Here is a 12,441-nt window from a genome sequence, read left to right as displayed (position 1 = left end):
CCACCCTCCGAACCGCCCCGGCCCCACCCACACTCGGGGGGCACCGCACCGCGCGACCCGCCCGCACCCGTCGAGGGTCCGGGCGCGTCGGTGCGGGTCAGGCGGTCTTCTCGACCGCGGCGTCGGCGCAGTCGCAGGACGTGTCGAGCGCGACGACCCCGTAGGTCCAGCCGCGGCGCCGGTAGGCGACGGACGGGCGCGAGGTCTCGACGTCGACGAAGAGGAAGAAGTCGTGGCCGACCATCTCCATCTCGTACAGCGCGTCGTCCACGGTCATGGGTTCCGCGGAGTGCAGCTTCTGCCGGATGACGACGGGCGAGTCGCCGAGGGTGGTCTCGACGGCCTCCCCGGGCTCGCTGGGCGCGGTCGGCGCCGGCGGCGGGGGTGCGGCGTGCGTGGCCGGGTCGTAGGGACGCACGTCGACGGGCGGCACGACGGTGTGGTTGCGGTGGTCCTTGCGACGGTCGCGGGCACGGCGCAGGCGCTCGGCGAGCTTGTCCATCGCGAGGTCGAGGGCGCCGAACCGGTCGTCGGCCGCTGCTTCGGCACGGACGACGGGTCCCTTGGCGCGCACGGTCAGCTCGACGCGTTCGCGGACCCCGGAGAGCCTCGGGTTGTTCTCGTGGGTGACCTCGACGTCCACGCGCTGCGCCGTGGGCGCGAGCTGCTGGACCTTGGCGAGCTTGTCCTCCACGTGCCGGCGGAAGCGGTCTGCCACTTCCGTGTGCCTGCCGACGACGACGATCTCCATGTGAGCCTCCGCGAGGATCTTGTGCGGCGCCCGGCTCGATGCGTCCGAGCGCCTCGTTCGGATTCGGTAGGAGCACCCGGTTCCGGGTGCGGTGGGCTACCACCTCCTTGCGGCGCGAGGCCGCGCGCTCGGTACGCTCGCGCGGCGCCGGACGTGCCCTGCACCTCCGTCGTCCGCGGCGACTGGCCCTCAGACTAACCCGCGGTCCGGGGTGTCGGCAGCACCAACGGGAGGTGAACCGGAGGACCTTCGGCCCGTCCGTCGGACGGTGCGTCACGGCGTCTCCGAAACGGGCCCGCGGACGGCCTCGCGATGCCGCGAGGGCGCGGGCGTCGCCGCGAGGACGAAGGCCCCCAGCACGGGCAGGCCGGTGCGCGCGAGGGCGGCCTCGCTCGCGGCGAGGGTCGCTCCGGTGGTGAGGACGTCGTCGACGAGGAGGCACGGGAGCCGGTCGCGCACGGCCTCGTGCACCCGACGACGCGTCACCGGCCCGGTCGCGACCCCGACGGCGCCGAGACGTGCGCCGCGCGCCCGGGAGCCCAGCCCGACCTGGTCGCGCGCACGCCCGCGCGGGACGAGCAGGGACGCGGCCCGTGCCGGTGCCCCCGAGACCCGGAGGCCCGCCGCGACACCGCGCGCGAGCACGCCGACGGGGTCCCGGCCGCGGGCCCGCCGCGCCGCGGCGGACGTCGGCGCGGGAACGACCAGGATCGCCCGGGGCAACGGGCCGGGGTCCGCTCGCGTCGGCGGCGTCGCGACGGGCCGGGCGCCCGGACCGAGGAGCCCGGCCAGCGCGGTGCCCGCGCGGCGTGCGACGGCGGCCAGCGGACCGTCGAGGTCCGCCCGGCCGCGGTCCTTCCACGCGACGACCACACCCCGTACCGGGCCTGCGTAGTGCGCGGGCGCCCACACCGGCAGGGGCGCGACGCCGTCGAGCCGGTCGAGACGTGGGGCCGCCTGCTCACGGCGCCGCAGCGGGGCGTCCAGGGGCGCGAGGCAGTCGGCGCACCAGCGGACGTCGAGTCGGTCGCACCCCGGGCAGGCGACCGGCAGCACGAGGCGCGTGACGTCGTCGAGAGCATGGAGGAGCACCGGACCAGCCTGCCCGCGCAAGGGCTTCGCGTACGGGCGCGGGCGCGAGACCTGTGGACGACGGCGCCGCGCGGGCACTCCCCCGACCCGGCGGTCGGGCCTGTGGTCCACCCCGCACGAGCGACGGGCCGCCCCCGGGACGGGGCGACGTCGTCGCCGGTCAGCCCGGGAAGGTGGGCAGCCGCACCTCGGTCGCGACCCTGGTCCAGAGCGTCGAGGTGCCCGCGGCGTAGAGGCTGCTGTCGCTCGTCCCGACGAGTGTCGTCGAGACGCCCGTCGCCGACGCGAGCGACACCGCGTCCTCGACCGGCGACGAGGGCACGGTCGGCCCGCCGACGGGGACGCGCTGCACCACGGGGGCGGCCGTCCCCGCCGTCCGCCCGAGCACCCCGAGGAGCGCGCGGTCGACCCATGTCACCTGGGTGGCCGCCAGCACGGGCTGGCCCACCCGCACCGGCTCGGACAGCTGGGTGGGTCGTCCGGCCTCGTCACGGACGATGCCCGCGACGTGGATCTGCGCCCCGCTCCCCGCGTCGCTCACGACGGCGACCCGCGCGCCGTCCGGAGCGACCCGCACCGACATGATGGTGCGCCCCTCGAGCCACGCCGCCGCGACAGGGGTCACGGCAGCGTCGGAACCCGCCTCCCGGAGATCGACGACCTGCAACGACCCTGCCTGGACCTGCGGACCGCTCCACAGGTACTGGTAGCGGTCGATCGACGGGGCGAGGAGGTTCGACCCGGTGAGGAGCGTCGTCGGACCGGCCTCCGCGGTCGGCGCCGTGACGATGCGGTTCCCCCCGTCGCGGACGACGAACTCGGCGTCGGTGGAGCGCCCCCGGAACGCGAGCGCCGTGGGCTGGAGGCCGGCGAGCGGCGCGGCGGACGCGACCGGGTCGGTCGTGCGGCCCTGGAGCCTCATGATCTGGTCGCCAGCGAGGACGACGGGGTCGTCGGGCGTCGTGGCGACGCCGATCGTCGGGACCTCGTCGGCCGAGAGCACCGACCCGCCCACGTCGACCGTGATCTCGACGCGGCCCCCGAGGGAGGCCTGGAGCTGGGCGAGCAGGAGCGCGCGGTCCGCGGACGACGCCGCGGTGACGGGCTCCGTGAGCGGCACGGAGATGATCCCCTCCCCCGCCGGGACGGAGTCGATGCTCAGCGCGGTGCCCTCGGGGGCCACGGTCGCCACGGAGCCGGCGAGCCACTCCGACGGCCCGCGCAGGGTCTCCCGGACCGCGAGCGCCTGCCAGTTGCGGCTGGGGAACCAGCGCGCGTCGGGCACGAGGTACTCCCGGTCGAGCGTCGGGAAGTAGAGGTTGACCTGCTTGTACGTCTGCGCGAAGTTCGTCTCGGAGATCGTCAGGCCGTCGTCGACCGTGCCGATGCGCCACTGCTCGTCGTCGTCGCGCACGAGACCGTAGGAGATCTCGATGGTCTGCCCGGGGACCTCCTCGGTGTAGACCCCGTGCTCGTCCACGGTGCCGACGAGCTCCGCGGTCGTGCGGACGGTCGTCGTCCCGCTCTCGAGCGTCGACTCGTCGACCACGAGCTCGGGCTCGCCCGCCACGATCGCGACCTGGGCGAGCGGGGACCACTCCTCCTGGACCTCCGGCGTGAGGAACTCCGAGGCGACGTCGAACGAGCTCCGGGCGCCCTGGGCCTGGGCGGCGCGGAAGCCCTGGACGATCTGGGCCGGCGACGCGTCGGGCCGCGGAGCTGCGGCGCTGACGAACGGCTGACCCGGGTCCTCCGGGGTCGCCTGACCCTCGGTGACCGGTCCGGACGTGGGGATCGAGGCGCACGCGCCGAGCGCGGCGACGAACGACGTCGCGAGCGCGGCGGCGAGCGCGCGCACGGTCCGACGGCGCAGGGTCCCGGTCGTGGTCATCGCGCCTCCTGCACGTCGTCGGTGGGCACGTGGTCCGGTCGGTCCCCGCGCCGGGGCTCGGCCCCGCGACCGGGGTGCGGGTCGTGGTCGCGCGGCAGGACGACGGGGATGCCGCCCGTGACGGAGGGCAGGTCGGCGGGGCCCGCCGTCCCCTCGACGTCCTCGACGACCGGGGCCGTGGCGCTCCACTCGGCCGGGAGCCCCCGGCCGACCGCCGCCTCCGAGACGAGCGGGAGCGGCGAGGACTGGAGCCGGATGCCCGCGCGCCGCGGGAGCGTGAGGCGGAAGCTCGCGCCGCGGCCCGGACGGCCCCAGGCCTCGAGCCAGCCGCCGTGCAGGTGGGCGTCCTCGAGCGAGATCGCCAGGCCGAGGCCCGTGCCGCCGGTCGTCCGGGCGCGAGCAGGGTCGGCACGCCAGAAGCGGTCGAACACGTGCTGGACCTCGTCCGCGGTCATCCCGACGCCGTGGTCGCGCACCGCGACCGCGACGGCGTGCCCGTCGCCCTCGACCGTGATCTCCACGGGCCGCTCCTCGGCGTGCTCGATCGCGTTGACGACGAGGTTGCGCACGATGCGCTCGACGCGCCGCGGGTCGACGTCCGCGGTCACGGGCTCGTCCCCGAGGTGGACGGACAGCCACACGCCCTTGCGCTCGGCGAGCGGGGCGGCGTGGTCGACGGCGGCGTTGACGACGTCGCGCAGGTCGCGGCGCTCGGCGTCGAGGACCGCGGCCCCCGCGTCGAACCGGCTGATCTCGAGCAGGTCCGCGAGAAGGTCCTCGAACCGGTCGAGCTGGGTCTGCAGCAGCTCGGTCGAGCGCTTCGAGACGGGGTCGAACTCCTCGCGCGAGGAGTGCAGCACCTCGGACGCCATGCGGATCGTCGTGAGCGGTGTGCGCAGCTCGTGCGAGACGTCGGAGACGAACCGGCGCTGGAGCATCGACAGCTCCTCCATGCGCCCGATCTGGTCCTGCAGGCTCCGTGCCATCTCGTTGAACGAGTGCGCGAGCGAGGCCATCTCGTCGTGCCCCTTGACGGGGAGCCGTTCGTCGAGCCGACCGTCGGCGAGCCGCTCCGCGACGGTCGCGGCCTGCCGCACGGGCAGGACCGCCTGGCGGGTGACCAGCGCGGTGATGCCGACGAGCAGCGCGAGCAGCACGAGCGCGCCGACGAGCAGGACCGACTGGAGGAAGCGCAGCGTCTCCTGGTCGGCCTCCAGGTCGTAGAGGTAGTAGAGCTCGTACGTCCCCGCGACGGGCACCTCGACCGTCGAGCCGACGACGATGCCCGGCACGACCGGGGAGTCCGGGTCGGCCGGGTCGACCGGGATCGCGACGGACTGCAGGTACTGCTCGCCCTCGGCGGCGACCGTGGCCTCCCGCATCTCGGGCGTGACGAGGTCGACGAGCTGCTCGTTCGTCGACAGGTCGAGGAACCCGACGGTGCTGGACCCCCCGGCCTGCCACAGGAAGACGTCGCGCGACGACCCCGTGGTCTGGAGCATGGAGAAGAGGTCGAACAGCAGCGACTGCGCCTCGGTCGCGTTCGCGGCGGGCGAGGCGTCGAGCGTGCTGCGCGCCTGCTGCGTCGACTGCGCGCTCTCGAGGTCCACCTCGGCCGCGCGCCGCTCGTAGAGCCCGTCGCGCATCGCGTCGGTGAGGTAGGCGCCGAGCGCGCCGACCGTGAGGACACCCACGACGAGCGCCGACGTCACGACGCGCAGCTGCATCGACGAGCGCCAGCGCCACACGACGCGGCGGGCCGTGGCACGCGCGCGACGACGGACCCGGCGCCAGAGCCCCCGCCAGCGCCCGTCCGTGGAGCCGGCCGTCGCGCTCACGGGCGGGTCGCGCCCGCCTTGTACCCGACGCCGCGGACGGTCAGCACGATCTCCGGGTTCTCGGGGTCGTGCTCGATCTTCGAGCGCAGACGCTGGACGTGGACGTTCACGAGGCGCGTGTCCGCGGCGTGCCGGTAGCCCCACACCTTCTCGAGGAGGACCTCGCGGGTGAAGACCTGCCAGGGCTTGCGCGCGAGCGCGACGAGGAGGTCGAACTCGAGCGGCGTGAGCGCGACCTGCTCGCCCCCGCGGGAGACGCGGTGGCCCGTCACGTCGATCTCGACGTCGCCGATCGACAGGTGCTCCGGGGCCGGCTCCTCCGTGCGGCGCAGGCGCGCCCGGATGCGGGCGACGAGCTCCTTGGGCTTGAACGGCTTGGAGATGTAGTCGTCGGCGCCGGACTCCAGGCCGAGCACGACGTCGACCGTGTCGCTCTTCGCGGTGAGCATGATGACGGGCACGCCCGACTCGGCGCGGATGAGGCGGCACACCTCGGTGCCGTCCTTGCCCGGGAGCATGAGGTCGAGGAGCACCAGGTCCGGCTGGGTGCTGCGGAACGTCTCGAGCGCGAGGTCGCCGTCCGCGCAGAACACGGGTTCGAAGCCCTCGGAGCGCAGGACGATGCCGATCATCTCGGCCAGGGCGGTGTCGTCGTCGACCACGAGCACACGAACCTTCATGCGGACATCTTGCCATCGACGCGCCTCACCTCGGCGCGGGCCCGGGCCGCGGCGCGGGTGAACCCGCCGCGCCGTGCGCCGGGGCACGACGGGCAGGGGCGCGTACTAGGGTGGCCTCGCCGCCGTTGCCGATCCTCGCCCGGCGGCCTGGAACGACGCCCGAGCCGACCGCGGGGGACCACGAGCACATGAGCACACCCGACACCTCCGGCACGCCGGACGGTGCCACGCCGGACCCGGCGGCGGCACCCGGCCCGACGCCGCCCGCGGGCCCGAGCGGCGACGCCGGAGGCTGGGGAGCCCCCGCGTACGGAGCGCCCGGCTACGGCGCGCCGGACGGCGCCGCCCCGGAGCCGGCGTCCCCGCCCCGGTACGGCCAGTACGGACCCGGTCAGGGACCCGGTCAGGCCCCGACGGCGGACCAGCCGCCCGCACCCCCCGCGCCGGGGGCGTGGGGACAGCCGTCGTACGGGCAGCCGCAGTACGGACAGCCGGAGCACGGACAGTCCGCGCCGCAGGGCCCGGGCGGGTACGGCCAGCCGGGCTACGGGCAGGGGCAGTACGGACAAGGGCAGTACGGACAGCCGCAGTACGGCGCCCCCGGCTACGGCCCGCCCGCCGGCTTCGCCGGCGCGCCCTACGTGCCGCCCGCCGCGAAGCCGGGGATCGTCCCGCTGCGCCCGCTGTCGCTCGGCGAGATCTTCGACGGCGCGTTCGGCGCGATCCGTCACAACCCCCGGGTCATGCTCGGTATGAGCACGCTCGTCGTCGTGGTCGCCACCGTCGTCGGGGCGCTGCTCGGGTGGGCGTTCTCCGGGTACATCGCCGACTTCTTCCTCTCCCTGCCCAGCGAGTCCGGGCTCGGCGGGATGGAGAACGACTTTGCGATGCTCTACTCGAGCACGCTCGGGACCGGGCTCACGACGAGCCTCGCCACCCCGATCGTCAGCGGCCTGCTGACGGTGTCCATCGGCCAGTCCGTCATCGGCCGCAAGGCCACGATCGGCGAGGTCTGGTCGCAGGTCGGGCGCCGCGCATGGTTCCTCATCGGCTTCTCGCTCCTGCTGGGCCTCGCGTGGGTGGTCGCCGTCGCGCTGGTCGTCCTCCTGGTCGCCCTCGGCTTCGCCGCCACGACCGGGCTCGGCGTGGTGCTGCTCGTCGTCGCCCTCCCGGGTCTCCTCGCCCTGGCCGTCTGGGTCGGCACGCGCACCGGGCTCGTCCCGCCCGCGCTCGCGCTCGAGGGCCAGCCGTTCTGGGCGACGGTCCGGCGCTCGTGGCTCCTGACGCGCGGCAGCTTCTGGCGCCTCTTCGGTATCTACCTGCTCGCCTACGTCGCGATGTACGTCGTCGTGCAGATCGTCGTCTCGCCGTTCAGCCTCGTGAGCACGTTCCTCCTCGCCGCGGGGCAAGGCTTCGTCGCGAACGCTCTGCTGGCGCTCGGTGTCGCGCTCTCGACGATCGTCATGACGTTGTTCCTCGGGAGCGTCGTGGCGCTGCTCTACATCGACGTGCGCATGCGGCGCGAGGGCCTGGACGTCGAGCTCGCCGCCGCGGCGAACGCGCAGCCGCCCGCATGACGCTGCGGTCGCTCGCGGCCGACGTGCCCGTGCAGCCGGACGCCGACGAGGCGCGCCGGTGGCTCGTCGAGGAGCTCGCGAAGCCCGAGTACCGCACGGAGCCGTCGCTCCTGCAGAGGTTCCTCGAATGGCTCCAGGGGCTCTTCGACGGCGCACCCACGATCGACCTGGGCGGCCCGCTCACCGCCGTGCTCGTCGTCGCGGTCGTGCTCCTCGTGGCCGGCATCGCCTACTGGGTGGCCGGCCCGGTGCGCCTCTCGCGACGGGCGACGTCGTCCGTCGTCGTGCACGACGACGACGCGCGGACCACCGCCGAGATGCGCGCGGCGGCCGACGCCGCGGCGTCCCGGGCCGACTGGGCGACCGCCACGCTCGAGCGTTTCCGCGCCGTCGTCCGCTCGCTCGAGGAGCGGGCCGTCCTCGACGCCCGTCCCGGACGCACCGCGTGGGAGGCCGCCGAGGCCGCGGGCGAGCGGGTGCCCGACGTCGCGGACGGCCTCGCCCGCGGCGCGCACCTGTTCGACGACGTCGCGTACGGCAAGGCCGCCGTCGGGCCCGAGGCGGACGCGTTCCTGCGGGCGCTCGACGAGCGCACGCTCGCCACGCGTCCCGTGCTGCGCACCGAGCTGGCGACGACAGCCACGGCGCCCCCCGGCGGTGAGGCGTGAGCACGACCCATCCCGGACCGCCGCCGAGCGCGGCACCCGTCGACGTCGCGGGCGAAGGGCCCCGCACCGTGACGACGGCGTACGTGCCCGTCGTCGGCGACGGCAGCACCGCCGGGTCGCGCGCCCGCAGCAGGTGGCGCCGCGCGCGCTGGCCGCTCGTCGTCGTCGTCGCCCTCCTCGCGCTCGCCGGCCTGTCGGCGATCGCGCGGCCGACGACGTCGTCCACGCCCCTCGCGCCGGACAACCCCGGGCCCGCCGGCGCCCGGGCCGTCGCGGAGGTGCTGCACGACCAGGGCGTCGAGGTCACGTACGTGACCACGGTCGCGGACGCGGTCGCGGCCTCCGCGGAGGGCGGCACCCTGCTCGTCGCACAGGGCGACTTCCTCCTCGACGAGCAGGTGGACGCGCTCGTGCGCACGCCCACCGATCTCGTCCTCGTGGCCCCGCCCGACTTCCTGCTGTCGCCCGCGACGGACGGCGGTGCGGAGCTCGCCTACGACTGGGGCTCGGGGACGTCCGCGCGCTCCCCGCGCTGCGACGACCCGGCCGCGGAGGCCGCCGGCGCCCTGCGCTCGGACGGCGTCGGCTTCCTCGCGCTCGACCGGACGACCGTCCTGTGCTTCCCCTCCCCCGACGACCCGGCCATCGGTGCCTATCTCGTGCACGAGACCGACGAGCGGACCGTGCGCGCCGTGGACACGACGACCGTGCTGCGCAACGACTCGGTCACCGAGGACGGGAACGCCGCCCTCGCCCTGTGGATGCTCGGCGCGAACGACCGCCTGGTATGGCTCGTGCCCGACCCGTTCGACACCTCACTCGGTGGCGGCGAGGACGAGCAGACCCCCGCGCTGTCGCTGCCGCCCTGGTTCGGCGTCGTCGCGCTCCAGGTGCTCGTCGTCGTGCTCGTCATCGTGCTGTGGCGCGGCCGCAGGCTCGGCCCGCTCGTGACCGAGGACCTGCCGGTCGTCGTGCGCGCCGCGGAGACGACGCGCGGCCGCGGCCGCCTCTACCGACGCTCGGGGGCCCGCGGGCACGCCGCGGCCGGGCTCCGCGCGAGCGCCGCGGACCGGCTCGCGGGCCGGCTCGGCCTCCCGCGCTCCGCCGACGCGCCCGCCCTCGTCGACGCCGTCGCCCGCGCGACGGGTCGCCCGGGCGAGCAGGTCGCCCAGCTCCTGTACGGACCACCACCCGCCGACGACGCGGCGCTGCTCGAGCTCGCGCGTCACCTTGACCGGATCGAGAGCGAGGTCTACCACTCGTGACGCACCACCCCGACGGCTCCGTGCCGCAGCCCGACCGCTACGCGCCGCCACCGCACCAGGAGCAGCCGTACACCCAGGACCCGAGCGTCGCCGACCGCGTGAGCGCGGCCGCCGGCGCACCCGGGAACGAGCAGGGACCGCCCGCCCCTGGCGCCCCGACGCCGGGCTACGCCGCCGCGCACTCGGCCGGCTACGGCCAGCCGGGCGTGCCGGCACCGGCGCCCGTGCACGACGCGCCGCCCGCGCCGTCCCCCGAGCTGCGCCAGGCCCTGGCCGCCGTCCGCACCGAGGTCGGCAAGGCCGTCGTCGGGCAGGACGGCGCCGTGACGAGCCTGCTCATCGCGCTCCTGTGCAAGGGGCACGTCCTGCTGGAGGGCGTGCCCGGCGTCGCGAAGACGCTGCTCGTGCGCACGCTCGCCGCGTCGCTCGACCTCGGCACCAAGCGCGTGCAGTTCACGCCCGACCTCATGCCCGGCGACGTCACCGGCTCGCTGGTGTACGACGCGCGGACCGCCGAGTTCTCGTTCCGCGAGGGTCCCGTCTTCACGAACCTCCTGCTCGCGGACGAGATCAACCGCACGCCCCCCAAGACGCAGGCGTCGCTCCTCGAGGCGATGGAGGAGCGCCAGGTGTCCGTCGACGGGACCCCGCGCCCGCTGCCCGACCCGTTCCTCGTCATCGCGACCCAGAACCCTGTCGAGTACGAGGGCACCTACCCGCTGCCCGAGGCCCAGCTCGACCGCTTCCTGCTCAAGGTCGTGCTGCCCCTGCCCGAGCGCGACCAGGAGGTCGAGGTGCTCGCGCGCCACGCCGCCGGGTTCAACCCGCGCGACCTCGCGGGCGCGGGTGTGCGTGCCGTCGCGGGTCGCGACGTGCTCGACCGGGCACGTGCGGAGGTCGCGCGCGTCCAGGTCGCGCGTGAGGTCCTCGGCTACGCCGTCGACGTGTGCCGCGCGACGCGCCACTCCCCCTCGCTGTCGCTCGGCGTCTCCCCGCGCGGCGCCACCGCGCTCCTCGCGACCGCGCGGGCGTGGGCGTGGCTGTCCGGCCGCTCCTACGTGACGCCCGACGACGTCAAGGCCCTCGCGCACCCGACGCTGCGCCACCGCGTGCAGCTCCGGCCCGAGGCCGAGCTCGAGGGCGTGACGGCCGAGAGCGTGCTCGACACCGTGCTCGCGTCCGTCCCCGTCCCCCGCTGAGGCGTCGCACGTGGCCCTGACGTGGCGCGCCGTCGTGCTGACGGCGCTCGGGATCGTCCCCGTGCTGCTGTTCCCCGTCCCGGGGACGGTGCTCGTGTGGACGCTGCTCGTCGTCGCGCTGTGCGTGCTCGACGTGTCGCTCGCGGCGTCCCCCCGGCGCGTCGCGGTCGAGCGGCGCGTCCCGGGCTCCGTCCGGCTCACCGACACGACGACGTCGCGCCTCACGCTCACCAACCTCGCACCGCGGCGGCTGCGCGCGCTCGTCCGGGACGCGTGGCCGCCGTCGGCCGGGACCCAGGTCAACCGGCACCCGGTCGACCTGCCACCCGGCGAGGCCACGCGCGTCACCACCGTCCTCGTACCGACACGGCGCGGCGAGCGCGTCGCCGACCGGGTCACGATCCGCTCGTTCGGCCCGCTGCGCCTCGCCGCGCGCCAGGCCTCGATCACCGTGCCCGGCCGGCTGCGCGTGCTCCCCGAGTTCGCGTCGCGCCGGCACCTGCCGAGCCGGCTCGCGCGCCTGCGCGAGATGGACGGTCGGGCGGCGGTCCAGGTGCGCGGCGAGGGTACCGAGTTCGACTCGCTGCGCGAGTACGTCCTCGGCGACGACGTCCGCTCGATCGACTGGCGCGCGTCCGCCCGCGGTCGTGACATGGTCGTGCGCACCTGGCGACCCGAGCGCGACCGGCGCGTGCTGATCGTCGTCGACACGTCGCGCACGTCCGCGACCCGCGTCGGCGACGAGCCGCGCCTCGACGCGAGCATCGAGGCCGCGCTCCTGCTCGCCGCGCTCGCCGGGCGCGCGGGTGACCGGGTCGAGCTCGTCGCGTACGACCGCACCGTGCGCTCGCGCGTCGCCGGGGCCGCCGGCCCGCGCCTCATGCCCGCCATGGCCGACGCGCTCGCCCCCCTCGAGCCCGCGCTGCTCGAGACCGACTGGCCGGGGCTCGTCGGCGCCGTCCACGAGCGCCTGTCCCAGCGCGCGCTCGTCGTGCTCCTCTCCACCCTCGACGCCGCCGCGGTCGAGACCGGGCTGCTCCCCGTCGTCGGGCAGCTCACGGCCAAGCACCAGGTCGTGCTCGCGGCCGCCGGCGACCCCGAGGTCGTCGCCCTGCGCGACGACCGCACCGGCACCGCCGAGGTGTACGACGCCGCCGCCGCGGCACGCGAGGAGATCGAGCGCGCCGCCGTGACGACCGTCCTGCGCCAGCGCGGCGTCGAGGTGGTCGACGCCCTCCCCGACGACCTCGCCCCCCGCCTCGCCGACACCTACCTCGCCCTCAAGGCGGCCGGCCGCCTCTGACCCGCCCTGCCGTGGGGCAAGAGCCCGCGAGGACCCCTGGTCGCGCGAGGTAGAACCGTGGTCACGCGAGGTAGACCCGTGGTCACGCGAGGTAGAACCGTGGTCACGCGAGGTAGAACCGGGGTTCTTGTGCTCGACGGCGGTCTGGTCACCTTGGGTGGGCGGGGTGGGTGGTGG

10 protein-coding genes are annotated in these 12,441 nt (G+C 75.6%); 5 read left to right on the top strand and 5 right to left on the bottom strand.

What is annotated here, in order from left to right:
- Nucleotides 1–97 precede the first annotated feature (97 nt).
- The 5 genes from hpf to mtrA form a co-directional block, all read right to left on the bottom strand.
- A complete protein-coding gene (gene hpf / locus ACFWH7_RS17870; RefSeq protein ID WP_047232136.1) occupies nucleotides 98–751 on the bottom strand; it encodes a ribosome hibernation-promoting factor, HPF/YfiA family in 654 nt (217 codons plus the stop codon).
- 273 nt (nucleotides 752–1,024) lie between these two features.
- Nucleotides 1,025–1,843 (bottom strand): ComF family protein, encoded by an 819-nt coding sequence (locus ACFWH7_RS17865; protein ID WP_378218471.1) that lies wholly within the window; start codon nucleotides 1,841–1,843, stop codon nucleotides 1,025–1,027.
- A 160-nt stretch (nucleotides 1,844–2,003) separates the two neighbouring features.
- Nucleotides 2,004–3,734 (bottom strand): LpqB family beta-propeller domain-containing protein, encoded by a 1,731-nt coding sequence (locus ACFWH7_RS17860; protein ID WP_378218469.1) that lies wholly within the window; start codon nucleotides 3,732–3,734, stop codon nucleotides 2,004–2,006.
- Nucleotides 3,731–5,572: an MtrAB system histidine kinase MtrB gene (mtrB, locus tag ACFWH7_RS17855; protein ID WP_378218467.1), complete on the bottom strand. Its 1,842-nt coding sequence runs from the start codon at nucleotides 5,570–5,572 to the stop codon at nucleotides 3,731–3,733. The genes ACFWH7_RS17860 and mtrB overlap by 4 nt, the downstream gene beginning before the upstream one ends.
- Entirely contained in the window at nucleotides 5,569–6,252 is a 684-nt protein-coding gene (mtrA, locus tag ACFWH7_RS17850; protein WP_378218465.1) for an MtrAB system response regulator MtrA, read from the bottom strand. Before mtrA ends, mtrB begins: the two co-directional genes overlap by 4 nt.
- A 188-nt stretch (nucleotides 6,253–6,440) precedes the next feature.
- Here mtrA and ACFWH7_RS17845 point away from each other — a divergent pair, with 188 nt between their 5' ends.
- The 5 genes from ACFWH7_RS17845 (at nucleotide 6,441) to ACFWH7_RS17825 (ending at nucleotide 12,264) form a co-directional block, all read left to right on the top strand.
- On the top strand, nucleotides 6,441–7,829 hold the full coding sequence (locus ACFWH7_RS17845) for a DUF7544 domain-containing protein (RefSeq protein WP_378218463.1): 1,389 nt from the start codon (nucleotides 6,441–6,443) through the stop codon (nucleotides 7,827–7,829).
- Nucleotides 7,826–8,497: a DUF4129 domain-containing protein gene (locus tag ACFWH7_RS17840; protein ID WP_378218461.1), complete on the top strand. Its 672-nt coding sequence runs from the start codon at nucleotides 7,826–7,828 to the stop codon at nucleotides 8,495–8,497. The genes ACFWH7_RS17845 and ACFWH7_RS17840 overlap by 4 nt, the downstream gene beginning before the upstream one ends.
- Complete coding sequence (locus ACFWH7_RS17835; protein WP_378218459.1) at nucleotides 8,494–9,762, top strand: DUF4350 domain-containing protein; 1,269 nt, start codon at nucleotides 8,494–8,496, stop codon at nucleotides 9,760–9,762. The genes ACFWH7_RS17840 and ACFWH7_RS17835 overlap by 4 nt, the downstream gene beginning before the upstream one ends.
- 206 nt (nucleotides 9,763–9,968) lie before the next feature.
- Nucleotides 9,969–10,961: an AAA family ATPase gene (locus ACFWH7_RS17830; protein WP_463054450.1), complete on the top strand. Its 993-nt coding sequence runs from the start codon at nucleotides 9,969–9,971 to the stop codon at nucleotides 10,959–10,961.
- 10 nt (nucleotides 10,962–10,971) lie between these two features.
- The gene (locus ACFWH7_RS17825) at nucleotides 10,972–12,264 is read left to right on the top strand and encodes a DUF58 domain-containing protein (protein WP_378218457.1); all 1,293 of its coding nucleotides are present in this window, start codon (nucleotides 10,972–10,974) and stop codon (nucleotides 12,262–12,264) included.
- The last annotated feature ends 177 nt before the right edge of the window (nucleotides 12,265–12,441 follow it).

Source organism: Cellulosimicrobium cellulans (assembly GCF_042723955.1).
Classification (GTDB): domain Bacteria; phylum Actinomycetota; class Actinomycetes; order Actinomycetales; family Cellulomonadaceae; genus Cellulosimicrobium; species Cellulosimicrobium cellulans_H.
This window is presented reverse-complemented; position numbering and strand designations above follow the sequence as displayed.